This window comes from Pseudomonas sp. MWU12-2319 (assembly GCF_023242525.1).
Taxonomy (GTDB): Bacteria; Pseudomonadota; Gammaproteobacteria; order Pseudomonadales; family Pseudomonadaceae; genus Aquipseudomonas; species Aquipseudomonas gingeri_D.
Genome location: NZ_JALJES010000001.1, coordinates 442,836 through 458,977, shown reverse-complemented (window position 1 = coordinate 458,977; position 16,142 = coordinate 442,836). Strand labels below are relative to the sequence as shown.

Annotated in this window: 18 protein-coding genes; 14 read left to right on the top strand and 4 right to left on the bottom strand. The window is 62.6% G+C overall.

Annotated elements, in window-relative coordinates:
• The first annotated feature begins 7 nt into the window (after window positions 1-7).
• The 11 genes from M5C01_RS01865 (at window position 8) to lpxO (ending at window position 10,282) form a co-directional block, all read left to right on the top strand.
• Window positions 8-364, top strand: coding sequence for a PilZ domain-containing protein (locus tag M5C01_RS01865; RefSeq protein WP_103496781.1), 357 nt, complete (start codon window positions 8-10; stop codon window positions 362-364).
• A gap of 13 nt (window positions 365-377) precedes the next feature.
• Window positions 378-1,193, top strand: coding sequence for a TatD family hydrolase (locus M5C01_RS01860; RefSeq protein WP_152737120.1), 816 nt, complete (start codon window positions 378-380; stop codon window positions 1,191-1,193).
• A 479-nt stretch (window positions 1,194-1,672) separates the two neighbouring features.
• Window positions 1,673-2,311, top strand: a complete 639-nt coding sequence (locus M5C01_RS01855; protein WP_103496783.1) for a TetR/AcrR family transcriptional regulator — start codon at window positions 1,673-1,675, stop codon at window positions 2,309-2,311.
• A 137-nt stretch (window positions 2,312-2,448) separates the two neighbouring features.
• On the top strand, window positions 2,449-3,417 hold the full coding sequence (locus tag M5C01_RS01850; RefSeq protein WP_103496784.1) for a radical SAM protein: 969 nt from the start codon (window positions 2,449-2,451) through the stop codon (window positions 3,415-3,417).
• 67 nt (window positions 3,418-3,484) lie between these two features.
• Complete coding sequence (locus tag M5C01_RS01845; protein WP_152737119.1) at window positions 3,485-4,102, top strand: DUF4823 domain-containing protein; 618 nt, start codon at window positions 3,485-3,487, stop codon at window positions 4,100-4,102.
• Between the two features lie 2 nt (window positions 4,103-4,104).
• Window positions 4,105-4,668 carry a DUF1285 domain-containing protein gene (locus M5C01_RS01840; RefSeq protein ID WP_152737118.1) on the top strand — a complete coding sequence of 188 codons (564 nt, stop codon included), beginning with the start codon at window positions 4,105-4,107 and terminating at the stop codon, window positions 4,666-4,668.
• A 194-nt stretch (window positions 4,669-4,862) separates the two neighbouring features.
• A complete protein-coding gene (locus tag M5C01_RS01835; RefSeq protein ID WP_103496787.1) occupies window positions 4,863-5,576 on the top strand; it encodes a GntR family transcriptional regulator in 714 nt (237 codons plus the stop codon).
• The gene (locus M5C01_RS01830; RefSeq protein WP_152737117.1) at window positions 5,573-6,577 is read left to right on the top strand and encodes an ADP-ribosylglycohydrolase family protein; all 1,005 of its coding nucleotides are present in this window, start codon (window positions 5,573-5,575) and stop codon (window positions 6,575-6,577) included. Before M5C01_RS01835 ends, M5C01_RS01830 begins: the two co-directional genes overlap by 4 nt.
• 115 nt (window positions 6,578-6,692) lie before the next feature.
• Window positions 6,693-8,159: a cytosine permease gene (locus tag M5C01_RS01825; RefSeq protein WP_152737116.1), complete on the top strand. Its 1,467-nt coding sequence runs from the start codon at window positions 6,693-6,695 to the stop codon at window positions 8,157-8,159.
• A complete protein-coding gene (locus M5C01_RS01820) occupies window positions 8,152-9,072 on the top strand; it encodes a PfkB family carbohydrate kinase (protein WP_152737115.1) in 921 nt (306 codons plus the stop codon). The genes M5C01_RS01825 and M5C01_RS01820 overlap by 8 nt, the downstream gene beginning before the upstream one ends.
• A 310-nt stretch (window positions 9,073-9,382) precedes the next feature.
• Window positions 9,383-10,282, top strand: coding sequence for a lipid A hydroxylase LpxO (lpxO, locus tag M5C01_RS01815; RefSeq protein ID WP_177100285.1), 900 nt, complete (start codon window positions 9,383-9,385; stop codon window positions 10,280-10,282).
• Between the two features lie 104 nt (window positions 10,283-10,386).
• Here lpxO and M5C01_RS01810 read toward each other — a convergent pair whose 3' ends face one another.
• Window positions 10,387-11,253, bottom strand: a complete 867-nt coding sequence (locus M5C01_RS01810) for a LysR family transcriptional regulator (protein ID WP_152737114.1) — start codon at window positions 11,251-11,253, stop codon at window positions 10,387-10,389.
• Window positions 11,254-11,359: 106 nt separating this feature from the next.
• Here M5C01_RS01810 and M5C01_RS01805 point away from each other — a divergent pair, with 106 nt between their 5' ends.
• Window positions 11,360-11,920, top strand: coding sequence for a DUF4865 family protein (locus tag M5C01_RS01805; RefSeq protein ID WP_152737113.1), 561 nt, complete (start codon window positions 11,360-11,362; stop codon window positions 11,918-11,920).
• Window positions 11,921-11,981: 61 nt separating this feature from the next.
• Window positions 11,982-12,467 (top strand): GNAT family N-acetyltransferase, encoded by a 486-nt coding sequence (locus tag M5C01_RS01800; protein WP_152737112.1) that lies wholly within the window; start codon window positions 11,982-11,984, stop codon window positions 12,465-12,467.
• A gap of 170 nt (window positions 12,468-12,637) precedes the next feature.
• Here the strand turns inward: M5C01_RS01800 and M5C01_RS01795 are convergent, their stop codons facing one another.
• From M5C01_RS01795 to copC, 3 genes are all read right to left on the bottom strand, one after another.
• On the bottom strand, window positions 12,638-14,008 hold the full coding sequence (locus tag M5C01_RS01795; protein WP_152737111.1) for a gluconate:H+ symporter: 1,371 nt from the start codon (window positions 14,006-14,008) through the stop codon (window positions 12,638-12,640).
• A 153-nt stretch (window positions 14,009-14,161) separates the two neighbouring features.
• Complete coding sequence (copD, locus tag M5C01_RS01790; RefSeq protein WP_152737110.1) at window positions 14,162-15,013, bottom strand: copper homeostasis membrane protein CopD; 852 nt, start codon at window positions 15,011-15,013, stop codon at window positions 14,162-14,164.
• A gap of 4 nt (window positions 15,014-15,017) precedes the next feature.
• On the bottom strand, window positions 15,018-15,395 hold the full coding sequence (gene copC / locus M5C01_RS01785) for a copper homeostasis periplasmic binding protein CopC (protein WP_103498254.1): 378 nt from the start codon (window positions 15,393-15,395) through the stop codon (window positions 15,018-15,020).
• Between the two features lie 164 nt (window positions 15,396-15,559).
• Between copC and M5C01_RS01780 the strand changes: the two genes are divergently transcribed.
• On the top strand, window positions 15,560-16,105 hold the full coding sequence (locus M5C01_RS01780; protein ID WP_152737109.1) for a histidine phosphatase family protein: 546 nt from the start codon (window positions 15,560-15,562) through the stop codon (window positions 16,103-16,105).
• Window positions 16,106-16,142: the final 37 nt, after the last annotated feature.

Below are 16,142 nucleotides of genomic sequence, written 5' to 3'. Positions count from 1 at the left end.
AGCGAGTATGAACGAACCCATTGGTCCCGGCCCGCGCAACGGCATCCTGTCCCTGACCATCAAGGACAAGTCCGTGCTGTACGCGGCCTATATGCCTTTTATCAAGAACGGTGGGCTGTTCATCCCCACCAGCAAGAGCTACAAGCTGGGCGACGAGGTGTTCATGTTGCTCAACCTGATGGACGAGCCGGAAAAGATCCCGGTCGCTGGCAAGGTCGCCTGGATCACCCCCAAGGGTGCCCAGGGCAACCGCGCGGCGGGCGTCGGCGTGCAATTCAACGACGGCGACAACACCGCTCGCAGCAAGATCGAAACCCACCTGGCCGGCGCCCTGAAGTCCGACCGTCCCACCCATACGATGTAGTTGTCGCCTTTTTATGCTTGTAGATTCCCATTGCCACCTCGACCGTCTTGATCTCGCCGAACATGCCGGCTCCCTCGATGCGGCGCTCGACGCAGCGCGTCAGCGCGGAGTCGGGCACTTCCTGTGTATCGGCGTGAGTGTCGACAATGCGGCTGATGTGAAGGCCCTGGCCGAGCGTTACGCCGATGTCGATTGTTCGGTCGGCGTGCACCCGCTGGACGTCAAGGCCGACGCCGCGCCGGCGCTCGACTGGTTGCTGCGCGAGCTTGAGCATCCCAAGGTCGTGGCCATTGGCGAAACCGGCCTGGACTACCATTACGAGCCTGAAGCGGCCGAACTGCAGCAGGCGTCCTTCCGCTTGCACCTGCAAGCAGCCGCGCAGACCGGCAAGCCGGTGATCGTCCACACCCGTGGCGCGCGCGCCGATACCCTGGCGTTGCTGCGCGAGGCGCAACTGCCCCAGGCCGGCGTGCTGCATTGCTTCACCGAAGACTGGGAGATGGCCAAGGCCGCACTGGACCTGGGCTTCTATATTTCCCTCTCGGGCATCGTCACCTTCCGCAATGCCGACGCCTTGCGCGACGTCGCGCGACAAGTGCCGACCGACCGCCTGCTGGTGGAAACCGACTCACCGTACCTGGCGCCGATTCCCCATCGCGGCAAGCCGAACCTGCCGCAGTATGTGCGCGATGTCGCCGATTACCTGGCGATGCTGCGCGGGGTGCCCTACGAGCAGTTCGCCGAGCAGACCACCCAGAACTTCAAGCGCCTGTTTCCCTTGGCCTGTGGGAGCGGAGCTTGCCCGCGAAGAGGCCCGTCAGAACGCTAAAAGCTTCGCGGCGGTGCGGCGATCCGACAAGCTCCGCTCCCACAAAAGCCAGGCTTCGACGTAGTTGAGGGGGGCAAATCGCGGGCAAAAAAAACCCGGGTTCTGGGGGGTGAATCCGGGTTAAGACCATTAGGAGTAAAACAAAGGTACGCGGTCCTTCGGCACCTTTATCAGCGCGTCACTTGGGGGAGATGTCGCGCCGACAGTTCAAGTATTGGTCAGGATCGCCCGACGTCCAGTCAGCATTGCTCATTTTTTAAACAGATTTGGAATACAGGCGCTTCTGTTGAGTTCTCATCGTGCCAGGACGCTTTTCGGCGGCCGGCGGCGGCGACGATCCGTGACCACCGCGAAGATTTTCTGACCAGGGCGGCCTGATTCGTCGACAGTGAAAACTAAAAGCCTCGGATGATTCGTGCAATTTGGCGCGAGTCAGGCATAATACTTGGCTTCGATTTTGCCCCTACAGACCTTTTCTTATGCACAAAGAACCCCGTAAGGTCCGTGAGTTTCGTCGCCGCGAGCAGGAAATTCTCGATACCGCGCTAAAGCTGTTCCTCGAACAGGGTGAAGACAGTGTCACCGTCGAGATGATCGCGGATGCCGTCGGTATCGGCAAAGGCACCATCTACAAGCATTTCAAATCCAAGGCGGAGATCTACCTGCGCCTGATGCTCGACTACGAGCGTGACTTGAACGAGCTGCTGCACTCGGCGGATGTCGACAAGGACAAGGAAGCCCTGTCCCGGGCCTACTTCGAATTCCGCATGCGTGATCCCCAGCGCTATCGCCTGTTCGACCGCCTGGAAGAAAAAGTGGTCAAGGGCCACCAGGTGCCGGAGATGGTCGAGGAGTTGCACAAGATCCGCGCGTCCAACTTCGAACGCCTGACCTTGCTGATCAAGGGCCGTATCAGCGAAGGCAAGCTCGAGGACGTGCCGCCGTACTTCCACTACTGCGCCGCCTGGGCCCTGGTACATGGCGCTGTCGCGCTGTACCACTCGCCGTTCTGGAGCAATGTGCTGGAAGACCAGGAAGGTTTCTTCCAGTTCCTGATGGATATCGGCGTGCGCATGGGCAACAAGCGCAAGCGCGACCCTGAAACGCCCGTCAGCTAAGATATTCGGCTTGGTGATTGCGCCACGTTCCCCTATATGGCGCAATGCCCCGGGCTTATACTCAGGGATAGGGCTTGTCAAAACTTGATTTTTAAGTCAAGTTTTGCGCGTTCCACAGTCCATCGCCGGAGTGTCCCATGATCGTTGACCGTCAAGGCAGGCGTTTTCGCAATCTGCGCATCAGCCTGACATCCGCCTGCAATTATGCCTGTACCTACTGCGTGCCCAATGGCAAGCGGCTGGTGGCTGCCCAGGACGAACTGTCGGCGCAGGCCATGGCACGGGGCGTGGCCTACCTGATCGAGGCGGCGGGGATCGAGCGCTTGCGCATTACCGGCGGCGAGCCGCTGGTCAGCCCGAAGCTGGAAGCCTTTATGGGCGCGGTCGGCCAGATGGGCCTGGACGATATCAGCCTGACCACCAATGGCCAGTTGCTTGCGCGCAAATTGCCGCTGCTGGTGGAGGCCGGGATCAAACGGATCAACGTTTCCCTCGATACCCTGGATGCCAGTGCTTTTCGTACTATCGCCCGTGGTGGCGACCTGGCCAGCGTACTCGACGGTATGGAGCAGGCGCGGGCGGCGGGACTGAAGATCAAGGTCAATATGGTGCCGTTGCGCGGGCAGAACCTGGACCAGGTGATGCCGCTGCTGGATTACTGTCTTGAGCGCGGCTATGAGCTGCGCTTTATCGAACTGATGCGCATGGGCCACCTGGCCAGCGATGGCAATGCCTTTCTCCAGCAGTTCGTCAGCCTCAAGCAGTTGCTCGGGCTGATTGGCGAGCGCTATGAATACCTGCAGGCCGATGCCCCGGTGGATGCCACCGCCGTGCGTTATGCGATTCCGGGGCGTGGTCACTTTGGCGTGATCGCCAACGAAAGCGTGCCGTTCTGTCGGACTTGTTCGCGCCTGCGGTTGTCGTCCACCGGCTGGCTGCATGGCTGCCTGTCGTCGAGCAACCGGCATTATGTCGGCGACCTGCTCGACAAGCCGCGCCACGAGGCGTTGCCGGCGTTGCAGCGGCTGCTGGTCAAGGCCTTGGGTGACAAACAGGAAGTGGCTTTTTCGGGCGGCGCGACGGTGATGAAAATCATCGGCGGCTGATCTGGCGCGGAAGCTGCATCCACGCGACTATTCGCCGGTTTTCCGTCACCGGCCACTGGAGGGTAGGATGCGTAGCCTGGTTGTGCTGCTGGCGTTTTTGGCGCTGGGCGGCTGCATGAAAGTCAGTGATCTGGGGGAAGGTGTCCGTTATCAGGCGAGCGATGTGGGACTGCTCGACCATAGCGATACGCGCCGGATCCGCTCGTTCCGCATCCAGCCGGACTCCTTTATCTACATTGCCCAGGGCGCTTTCACGCCACCCGGCAGTGCTTACCCGCGTCCCAACGTGGTGGCCGAGGAAGCCTTCAACGGCTTCGTCGAATATTTCCCCATGGTGCGCCGCGCCCGCGCGCCCCTGGGGCTCGACCAGGCCATGGCCGAGGCCCGCTCCGCCGGCGCGCACTACCTGTTGTACACGCGCTTCGCCAAGGCTGACGACCGCATCGGCAACTACGACGAGTGGGCCGACCAGGAATCCGTCGACCGCCTGGGCGTGGACAGCGGGGTGATCCAGATCATGCTGATCGAGACCGGCACCCAGTACCTGATCGATACGGCACGGATCAAAAGCCGTGGCGGCTTGCTGACGTTCCACAACAACAAGCCCGAAGACCTGATCGCCGCCCCCTTGGCCGAATATGCGCGTAGTCTGTTAGGCGTCGGTGAACAGTGGATGTCGGATTGAGTATGAGTGAGTCGGGCAAGGCCAACGACCTGTTGGCACAAATCCCCAGGACGGAAAAAGGCCTGCCGCCGGTCCACTTGTGGAATCCAGCGTTCTGCGGCGATATCGACATGCGTATCGCCCGTGACGGCACCTGGTATTACCAGGGCACGCCGATTGGCCGCAAGCCGATGGTCAAGTTGTTCTCCACCATCATGCGCCGCGACGGCGATGATTATTTCCTGATCACGCCGGTGGAAAAGGTCGGGATCAAAGTCGACGATGCGCCCTTTGTCGCGGTGACCCTGGAGGTCGAAGGGCAGGGCGAGGCACAGCAACTGCGGTTTACCACTTACGTCGATGAACAGGTGACGGCCGGTACCGAGCATCCGATCCGGGTGGTGATCGATCCGATCAGCCAGGAACCGGCGCCCTACGTGCATGTGCGCAGTAATCTGGAAGCGCTGATTCATCGCAATGTGTTCTACCAACTGGTGGAACTGGCGGTCAGCCGTGAGATCGACGGCCAATCCTGGCTGGGGGTCTGGAGTGGGGGCGTGTTTTTCCCCATTGGCCTGGAGCCCTGAATTGTCTCCGCCTGTCGGCGGATCGCCAGCAAGCTGGCTCCTACAGTGGACCCGCGTACGACTATATTTTGTGCCAAGCCCGAACCTGTGGGAGCTGGCTTGCCGGCGATAGCGCCCTGGAAAACACCACCATTCATCTCCTTGTAAAATAAATCCCTTGCACCCCTGAGCCTCTTTCGGTTATCAATTTGTACATGATTAGACATGTCCGATTTGATAAGAAAAAAAGGGTGGTCGATGAGCTTATCCGGCGCATCGAAAGCGGTCTTCTTGGAGACGGCTTGCTGTTGCCGGGTGAACATCAGTTGGCCGAAGAATTCTCGGTGAGCCGTGGCACGCTGCGCGAGGCCCTGGCCGAGCTCAAGCGGCGCAACTACATTGCGACCCAGAGCGGCGTGGGCTCCATCGTCACCTACGATGGCATTCCCCTCGACCAGCGCGCCGGCTGGGCCCAGGCCCTGGCGGACAGCGGGGCGCTGATCAACACCGAGGTGTTGCGCCTGGAAGCGGTGACGCGGCCGGACCTGTTCAGTCGCTATGGCACCGAGCAGTTCATCGCCCTCGACCGGCGCCGGCGCAATACCGAAGGCACCGCGGTTTCCCTCGAACACTCGCTGATACCGGCCAGCGGCGGCCTGGAAGGCCTGCCCAACGTCGGCCTGATCGACAACTCCCTGACCATTACCCTGGCGGCCTACGGCTATGTCGGTGATCGCGGCGATCAGTGGATCGGTGCCGAACCCCTCTGCGCGGAAGATGCCGAACTGCTCGGGCGTCCGCTGGGCACGGTGTTTCTCAAGGCCTTGCGAACCACCTACGACAAGCGGGGACGTTTTATGGAGCAGGTCGAAAGTCTGCTTGATCCTTTGCATTTCCGCCTGCACCTGGCGTTTGGAAACCCGACATGACCCCGATTCATCGAGCCCTCGGTGCCTTCTACGGCCTCGCCCTGGGCGACGCCTTGGGCATGCCGACCCAATCCCTGAGTCGTGCCCAGATCCAGGCCCGCTTCGGCAGCATCACCACGCTGGTCGACGCCGGTCCCGACCAGCCGATCGCGCCGAACATGCCCGCCGGCTCCATCACCGACGACACCGAACAGGCGATCCTGGTCGGACAGTTGTTGATCGACGGTAATGGCTATATCGAACCAGCGCTGCTGGCCGAAAGGTTGATCGCCTGGGAAGCGGTGATGCAGGCCAAGGGCTCGCAGGATCTGCTCGGTCCATCGACCAAGCGCGCCATTGAAATGATCCTGGCCGGCCACAGCCCCGAGGAAGCCGGGCGCTACGGCACCACCAACGGCGCGGCCATGCGTATCACCCCGGTGGGCATCGCCGCCGATATCGACCAGCCCCAGCGCTTTCTCGAGGCGGTGATCCAGGCCTGCCAGGTCACCCACAACACCAGCCTGGGAATCTCCAGCGCCGCCGCCGTCGCCGCGGTGATTTCCTGCGGGATCAACCGCCAGAGCCTGGCGCACGCGCTGGATATCGGCACCGAAATGGCCTTTAGCGCCGAACAGCATGGCCACTGGGTTGCCGGCGGGCGCCTGGGGCCGCGGATTCGCTGGGCCCGTGAGCTCGTCCGCGATTGCCCGGACGCCGAACTGGCCGACCTGCTGTATGACGTGGTCGGTACCTCGGTCGCTTCCCAGGAGTCGGTGGTGGTGGCCTTCGCGCTGGCCCAGCGGGTCGCGCTCGGCAAGCTCAACGCCTTCGACGCCCTCTGCCTGGCCGCCAGCATCGGCGGCGACACCGACACCATCGCCGGCATCCTCGGCGCCATGCTCGGGGCCTGTGACGGCCTGGACTGCTGGCCCGCCGAGATGGTCGCGCAAATCATCGAAGTCAATGCGCTGGAACTGGTACCGCTGGTCCAGGGGCTGATCGCCCTGCGCAACGCCTGACACACAACAACACGCAATGGACTGCAGACGAAGGGGGCCCGGAAATGGCCCAGGGGTTTCTACACCTTCCGCACTGCCCAACAACCACAACAATTGGCATCAGGAGCTGAACACCATGACCTCATCAAAAGCCGGACAAAGTGCCGGCCAACTGGAAACCCGCGGTATAGAACCGGTCCCGGAAGCCGAGTGCAACGGCCATCCGTTGCAACTGTTCTGGGTCTGGTTCGCAGCCAACATCAGTATTCTCGGCCTGCCACTGGGGGCAACCCTGGTGGCCTTTCGCGGGCTGGCGATCTGGCAGGCGATCATCGTCGCGATCCTCGGCGCGGCGGGTTCCTTCGCCGTGGTGGGGATCATCTCCATCGCCGGTCGGCGTGGCCATGCGCCGAGCCTGACCCTGTCGCGAGCGATTTTCGGCGTGCGCGGCAATATCGGCCCGACCATCGTTTCGCTGATGTCGCGCCTGGGCTGGGAAACGGTCAACACCACCACCGCGGCGTTCGTGCTGCTGTCCTTGTGTTCGATCCTGTTCCACTCACCCGTAGAGGCCAAGAGCGCGCCAGTGCTGACGCTGCTGTTTATCGCCATCTTCGTGTTGTTGACCCTGTCGGTCTCGGGTCTGGGGCATGCCACCTTGCTGGTGATCCAGAAGTGGGCGACCTATGTCTTCGGCGGCCTGAATATCCTGGTGGGCGGTTTCCTCTGCGCGACCATCGACTGGAGCGCGGTGTTCAACGCCACCCCGGCGCCGATGAGCGCGATGATCATCGGCATCGGCACCATGGCGGCCGGTACCGGGATCGGTTGGGCCAACGCCGGCGCCGACATGTCGCGCTACCAGCACAAGAGCGTCAAGGCGGTCCGTCTGGTGGCCTCGGCGGCCTTCGGCGCGGGTATCCCGCTGGTGCTGCTGATCACCCTCGGCGGCCTGCTGTCGGTGGGCAACCACGATCTGGCCCAGGCGACTGACCCGATCATCGCGATCCGTGACATGCTGCCGACCTGGATGGCCGTGCCGTACCTGATCACCGCGTTCGGCGGGCTATTGTTGTCGAACAACCTGTCGGTGTACTCGGCGGGCCTGACCACCTTGACCCTGGGCCTGAAGGTCAAGCGCGTGCATGCGGTGATCGTCGATATCGTCGCGATCTTTGTCGGCTCCATCTACTTCATGTTGATCGCCGACAGCTTCTACGGCCCGTTCATCACCTTCATCTCGCTGCTGGCGGTGCCGATCACCGCCTGGGTCGGGATCTTCGTGGTCGACCTGGTGCATCGCCAGTACTACAGCCCCAAGGACCTGCTGGACGTCAGTCCGACCAGCGCCTACTGGTATAGCGGCGGCATCGAATGGCGCGCCTTCGGAGCCTGGGCCGTGGCGATTGTCCTGGGCTTCAGTTTCACCACCATCGGCACCACCGCCGAGACCACCTGGTTCCGTGGTTTCCTGTCCGATTCCTGGCTGGGCCACAACGGCCTCGGCTGGATCGTCACCTTCCTGGTTGCCGGCGGTATTTACGCCGTGCTCGGCGGTGCGGCGGATCGTCGTGCTGCGTTTGTAGAGAATGCCAATGGCTAAGTTGCTGCATACCGGCCAGGTCATGGTTGACCTGGTCATGTCCCTCGACCAACTGCCGGCGACCGGCGGCGACGTGCTGGCGAATGCCGCCAGCTTTGAAGCCGGTGCGGGGTTCAATGTCATGGCCGCGGCCCGGCGCAATGGCCTGCCGGTGGTCTACCTCGGGCGCCACGGTAACGGGCGCTTCGGCGACATCGCCCGCCAGGCGATGGCGGCGGAAGGGGTCGAGATCGCCCTCGAGCGCGATGGTGCGAAGGACACCGGGCTTTGCGTGTCGCTGACCGAGGCCAGCGCCGAGCGCACCTTTATTTCCTATATCGGAGCCGAAGGCGGTGTCTCGGCTGAAGAGCTGGCGCGGGTCTCGGTGCAAACCGACGATTACGTCTATGTCAGTGGCTACAGCCTGCAATATCCGGACAAGGCACCGGCGCTGCTGGAATGGGTGTTGTCCTTGCCGAAGGCGGTGACGGTGGTGTTCGATCCGGGTCCGTTGGTCAACTCGCCGGATGCAGCCCCCATGGCGGCCTTGTTGCCGCGTATCGATATCTGGACCAGTAACAGTGTCGAATCCCTGCGTTTTACCGGCGCGGCGGATATTGCCGGTTCCCTCGACAATCTGACCGGGCGTTTGGCCGACGGTGCGCTGCTGGTGGTTCGCGATGGCCCGAACGGTTGTTGGGTCAGTCGGGTCGGGGAGCACCGGCATGTGCCTGGTTTCAAGGTACAGGCGGTGGACAGCAACGGCGCGGGCGATGCCCATGCCGGTGTATTCCTCGCCGGGCTGGCGGCGGGGCTGGATGCCGTCGAGGCGGCTCGCCGCGCCAATGCGGCGGCGGCCCTGGCGGTTACACGCTGGGGGCCGGCCACCTCGCCCGGGAAGCAAGAAGTGGATGCCATGCTGGCGAACGGCTGAATCCGGCTCCTGTAGGAGCAAGCTTGCTCGCGATCCGCCGGCAGGCGGGATTTTGGTGGCGCTCCGTGGATCGCCATCGCCGGCAAGCCGGCTCCTACAGGGATGGAGTGCACCAGTGAAGCTGTAAGAAAATCCTGTAACAGATAGTGGTTTTGCTTTAACCCGGAAGACGAAACACTGGAAACCCATACGCCAGCTGTTCTACCCTAGTGCGTTGGCTACCTTTGCGACCTCTGGACCCCGGCCGTGTGCACCGGGCCACCAGATGCATGAAAGGTAGCGTGTCCTTTCGACTTCTGTGACGACGCCCGTGAAACTCATCATTATCGCTGTTTACGTCTTGTCCATCGCGTACGTACACCTGCGCGGCAAGGTCCGGCACAAGCTGGGCCGGCAATTGAGTGACCACTCGACTTTCCTCGCCCCGATCAACTGCTTCCTCTACCTGTTCTCCAAGGTGCCGAGCCGCCCGTACCTGGACCCGGCCGGCTTCCCCGAGCTCAAGCCGTTGCAGGACAACTGGCAGGAAATCCGCACCGAGGCCCTGGCCCTGTTGCGCGCCGGTGAGATCAAGAAATCCGAGACGCCCAACGACGTGGGCTTCAACTCCTTCTTCAAGACTGGCTGGAAGCGTTTCTACCTCAAGTGGTATGGCGACAACCATCCTTCCGCCGTTGAGCTGTGCCCGCGCACCACGGAGCTGCTCAATAGCATCGGCAGCATCAAGGCGGCGATGTTCGCCGAGTTGCCGCCGGGTTCGCGCCTGGTTCGCCACCGCGACCCCTACGCCGGTTCCTTGCGCTACCACCTGGGCCTGGAAACGCCGAACGATCCGGGCTGCTACATCAATGTCGACGGCCAGGATTACCACTGGCGCGATGGCGAGCCGGTGATGTTCGACGAGACCTTTATCCATTACGCCGAAAACAAGACCGATCAGAACCGCGTGATCCTGTTCTGCGATGTCGAGCGTCCGTTGAAATATCGCTGGGCGACGGCGTTCAACCGCTGGTTCAGTCGTAATGTGATGTCCGCCGCCGCTTCGCCGAATGATGCGAACGACAAGACTGGTGGGATCAACAAGTTCTTCACCAAGATCTACGGCATTCGCCTGCGGGGCAAGGCCTTGAAGAAAACCAACCGCACCCGCTACTACCTGGAGAAGTGGGCGATCTTCGGTGGTTTGCTGGCGTTGTTCCTGCTGATCTAGTTCAAGTTGTCGCTTAACGAATTCGGCCGGGCCCCCAAAGGGATCCCGGCCGATTTGTTTCCATAATTGTCCAGGTCGTTACGCCGCCTGGAAGTCATGATCGACTAGCGCTCCAGTACCCCACGAAATGCAGCACTCAGCGCTCGCAAGGTTTCCTGAGAACGAGAGTCCGTGGGACGCGCATGCAGGATGATTTCGGTGATCGGCAGCGCCGGCAGCCCGAGTTGCTCACCGACTTCGATCGCGCCGGCCGGTGCCACCCGTTTGGCCAGCGCCGCCACGCCGAGCCCGGCACTGACCGCCGCGCCCACCGCCATCACGCCGCCGCCGATAAACACTTCGGTCCAGGGGATGCCCGCATCATCCAGCACCCGCACCGCCAGATGCCGCACGCCACAGGGCGCGGCCATGGTCGCCAGGCGCAGGACGCTGCCGGGGGGGTGTTGCCAGGTGGGTGCGGCGAACCAGCCGAAGCGCTCCACCACCAGCACCTCGCCGTCGTGACGGTCGCCTTCGCTGCGCACGATGGCGGCGTCCAGCTCGCCACGATCGAAGGCCGCGCCGAGGTCCCGGGACGAGGCGATCCGCACCTCGATGATCAGCAGGGGATCGTAGTGCGCCAGGCGACTCAGCAGGGTCGGCAGGTCCGGTCCCGCGACATGGTCGCTGATGCCGATGATCAGGCGACGATTGGGTGTGGCGCTCATATCCCCCAGCGCCCGTTCGTGGGCCTGGAGCAACGCGCGGGCGGCGTGGATAAATTGTTCACCCGAAGGCGACAGCCGCACATGGCGGGGTGTGCGCTCCAGCAAGCGGTAGCCGAGACGTTCTTCCAGGCGCTTGAGCTTCAGGCTGATGGCCGCCTGGGAGGTGTCCAGCGCCTGGGCCGCGCGGGTGAAACTGGCGAAATCGGCAATCAGCACAAAGGCCTGGACAGTGTCGATATCGAGAGGCTTGACGGCTTCTGTCATATCTATCTCTTATCACACATATATTTATCGATATCTTGTTGTAATTATCGATCTTGCGCAAGCTGGCTCCAGGTTCTCGATAACCTTTTCCCACAGGAGTGTCGTCATGTTTGCCAAACAGTATTCACACCGCTTGCCCGCCAACTATGACATGGGCCTGATCCGCCACCGGGCCAGCGAATTGGGGCCGTTCTGGGACGATACCCAAGGGCTGGTCTTCAAGGCTTTTATCGCCGAGGAACGCGGGGTCTTCGGGGGCCAGGCCAATCTGTATTCGTCGGTGTACCTCTGGGCCGATTCGAGCGCCGCTGCGGGCTTTCTGATGGACGAGCGTTTCCAGCGGGTGATCGACTCATTCGGCCGTCCGGAGATCGAGGCCTGGTTGCCGCTGGATCTGCAGCTGGGCAGTGCGCCGCAGGCCCGGGCGCTGTATCGCGAAACCTTGCCGTTCGATGCGCAAGCGGATCGAGTGCGGTTGCTGGCCGAGGAGGTGGAGCGTAACCAGGCCATCGTTCGTCAGGACGACACGGTGGCGGTGTTCCTCGCGCTGGATACGGCGGCCTGGCAGTTGATCCGGATCACCCTGTCGTCGTCCGAGCCTGACCGCCATCGCGCGGGTAAGGCGTATGAAGTGCTGTACCTGGCACAACCGGGCCTCGAGCAATAGTGATTCAAACCGTCGCACAATCCGCATAGCATGGGCGACTTCACCGACTCTGGAAGCGCCCATGTCCCTTGAAATACGCGAAGCCCGGCCCAGCGATGCGCCGCAGATCCTGGCCTTCATCACTGAACTGGCCGAGTACGAACGGGCCCGCCATGAAGTGATCGCCAGCGTCGTCGACATCGAGCGCAGCCTGTTTGGCGAAGGTGCCACGGCCCATGGCCTGATCTGCCTGCGTGATGGCGAGCCGGTCGGTTTTGCGGTGTTTTTCTTCAGCTACTCCACCTGGCTCGGGCGTAATGGCCTGTACCTGGAAGACCTCTATGTTTCACCGCAACAACGCGGTGCCGGCGCCGGTAAGAAGCTGTTGCGGCACTTGGCGCAGATCGCCTGTGCCAATGATTGCGGGCGCCTGGAGTGGAGTGTGCTGGACTGGAACGAGTCGGCGATTCGCTTCTACGAGTCCATCGGTGCGCAACCCCAGAGTGAATGGGTGCGCTACCGGATGGATGGTGAGGTGTTGAAGAACTTTGCCTATTCGCAGGACTGAGCGGGGATCCTGAAACACCGCGAATTTGAATGCGCCGCGAAACCTGTAGGAGCAGGGCTTGCCCGCGAAGCTTTTGGCGGCCTTGAGGGCCCTTTCGCGGCGGTGCGGCGAACCGACAAGCCGCTCCTACAAGGGATCCTGTTCAGGCTTACCAAATGGATTACGGCAGTTTATTTAAACCACTGCCACAACAGCAGCGTGCCAATCAGCCCGACCACTGAAACGATGGTCTGCAACACCGACCAGACCCAGATTGTCTGCTTGAGCTGCAAGCCGAAGTACTCGCGCACCATCCAGAAGCCGGCGTCGTTGACGTGGCAGAAGAACACCGAACCGGCACCGATGGCCAGGGCCACCAGCGAGGCCTGGGTGGTTGCCAGGCCGGCCATCAGCGGCGCGAGAATACCCGCCGTGGTGGTGGTCGCCACGGTCGCCGAACCGGTGGCCTGGCGCAAGGCCACGGCAATCAGCCAGGCCAGCAGGACGTAGGACAGGTTGGCGCCGGTGGCGACCTTGCTGATGGTGTCGCTGATGCCGGCTTCCAGCAGGGTCTGTTTCAGGCCGCCGCCGGCGCCGATGGTCAGCAGCAGCATGGCAATCGGCCCGAGGCTTTTGCGCAGCACGCTGCCGACCTGGTCGCGGGCCATGCCGATGGACCAGCCCAGGCAGATCACCGCCGCGATCACTGCCAGGCCCAGGGCGATCAAGGGTTCGCCGAGAAACTTCAGGGTGATGGCGAGGTTGCTTTGCGGCGCCATGGCGACCTTGGCCAGGGTGCTGCCGAGCATCAGCAGTACCGGCAGCAGGATGATCAACAGTGAAATGGCGAAGCTCGGCTTGCGCCGGGTCTCGACCTTGGCGGTGAACAAGGCGCCGATTTCCGCCGGCTCCTTCACATCCAGGCGTTTGGACAACCAGATACCATAGAGCGGGCCGGCGAGGATCACCGCCGGCACCGCGATGCAAAAGCCCAGCAACATGGTCATGCCGAGGTCGGCGTGCAAGGCGCTGACCGCGATCAACGGGCCCGGATGGGGCGGCATCAGCGCATGCAGGGTGGTCATGCCGGCCAGGGCCGGGATCGCCACCTTGAGCAGCGGCTGGCCGGACTGGCGGGCGATCACGAAGATGATCGGCACCATCAGCACCAGGCCGACTTCGAAGAACAGCGGCAGGCCGATGATCATCGCGACCATTGCCATGACCCAGGGCAGGGCCTTGCCCCGCGCATGGCGCAGGAGGGTCGAGGCAATGCGGTCGGCGGCCCCGGACTCGGCCATCAGCGCGCCGAGCATGGCGCCCAGGGAAATGATGATCCCGGCTTCGCCGAGCAGGCTGCCGGCGCCCTTGCTGAACGCCTTGGCCACTTCTTCAGGGGGCAGCGAGGCGCCGATCCCGGCGACGAAGGTGCCGATCAGGATGGACAGGAAGGGCGGCAGTTTGGTCAGGCTGATCAGCACGATGATGGTGGCGATGGCCAGCAGGCAGCAGACGATCAGACGGGTGTCGTGGGCAAGCCACGCGGCATGTGAAAGATCCAACGGGAACCCCTTCTTGTATTATTTTGTTACGCGGTTGGAAGGAATATACCTGATGGATTCATATAGATGATTAGATGAGCCAGGTTTTTTTGCGAACGGGAGTATGAAAGTCCGGACGGGTTTACGCTGTTCGCCAGCCAGCCCGGGGGGGGCTCAGTCCATCAGCATCGGCGGCAAAGTGCCCAGCAGCGATACCGCGAGAATCGCCCCCAGGCCGAGCAGCCATTCGACCGTCACACTGGTGCGCAAGACGCTGAAACGCCCGCCAGGGCTCATCACCCGGTTGAACAGGGCCAATCCCAGCATCAGCGCGACCATCAGCACCTTGATCAGCAGGATCAGGGCGAAGCCGCTGAACAGTGGCGTCGGCCAGAGGGCTCCGGTGAGTACCCGCACATTGATCAGACCTGTGGCGATAATCACGGCGACCAGCAGGTAACCGAGGTCGCCGAACCGTCGCAGGACCCGCTTGATGTCATGTTCCGCCGGCTTGCTCAGCATCAGGGCGAGCAACATCAAGCCGCCGACCCAGGCACCGACCCCGCTCAGGTGGATGAACTGGTTGAGCATCAGCAAGCGACCGTCGAGGCCGTCGAGCATGGCGCCGTGGCCGACCGGGGCGAGGGTCGCCAGCAGCAGGAAACCGAGCAGCAGGTTGATGGCCGGGCGGGCGTTGGCCAACAGGCTGATCACCAGCAACAGGGACAAGCCCAGGTGCCAGCTCCAGACCTGACCGAAAAAGGTCTTGCCCAGGACCAACTGCAGGGTGGCGGGATTCAGGGCGTCGGCCCAGTCGCCGGTCATAGTGGCGGTGGTCAGCAGCAACCAGCCGCCGGCGCTGAGCAACCCCAGCAGCGCCAGCCAGCGCTTGATTTCGAGCAGCCCCCGGTCGAGTGCCGGGCTGGCCGCGCTGCCGATCAGCCAGGGCCTGAACAGGCAGGCCCCGAACAACGACAACACCACGGCGAAATGCAGGAAGCGGCACAGGACCATGGCGTTCTGCATAGACTCAGTTGCCCACCGTGAAGCTGTAGTTGCCTTCGCTCTTGTGAGTGTCGACCGACACTGCGTGCCACACGACCTTGTACTGGCCAGGCGGGAGAGGAGCCGCAGGGGTAACGATCAGGGTTTTCTTGTCGGACGGATCGGTGGCGATGCTTTTCAGCGTGACCGCTTTATCGGCGCTGCTGAGTTCGACTTTGGTGAACTTGGCTTCAACCCCTTCGCTGAACACCAGGCGCAATTCGGCCGGGGCGCTGACGGTGGCATCCTTGGCCGGGGTTTCGCTTTTCAGGTGGGCATGGGCGAAGGCGCTGTTCGCACCGGCCAGGCCGACCAGCAGGAGCAGGGCGCCGAGGGTTTTCTTGAGCGGGACGACAACAGGCATCGATCAGTTCCTCGTGGGATCAAGTGAGCTGACTATACTAGCTCGCTCTGCAGCCGAACGTCGCATTTGAGCCTTTGTTCGCTTGAGCGATACTTGCAATCCCGGCTGAGTGACTTCCCGGTATGTTGAGCCACGACACGGACTGCCTTTCGGAACACACCCTTATGTCGATTCGTTTGAGCTTTGTTTGCCACGCCCGCACCGAGGCCCAGCGCCTGGGGCGTTTTCCGCTGGACGAACCGGTGGAGCCCAAGGGCTTGCTCAAGGCGGCCGAGCTGGCGGCGCGTTTGAAGAAACCGGTGCGCATCCTCAGTGCCCCGGAAACCCGCGCCTGGCAGACCGCCGAGGCCCTGGGGGCGGAGGTCGAGATCGTCCCGGAACTGGGAGACCTGGATGTCGGCGAATGGCAGGGTGTCATGCTGACGGATTTGCTCGAGAGCGAACCAGAATTGCTCGCGGCCTGGACCTCGGACCCGACGCAGGTCCCGCCGGCGGGTGAGTCGGTGGCGGCGTTGTGTGCCCGGGTCGGGACCTGGCTCGAGGGTTTTCGCGAGGAAGGGCATTTTATCGTGGTGACCCACCCCTTCGTGATCCGCGCGGCACTGCTGCACGCGCTGGGGGCCGGGCCCACCTCCTTCAATTCGATCGATATCGAGCCCTTATCCGTGGTCGACCTGCGCCGTAACGGGCACTGGCGGTTGCGCTTCTGAGGCTGCGCGCTGTTGTCTTTTTCGATGACGGGGTTGC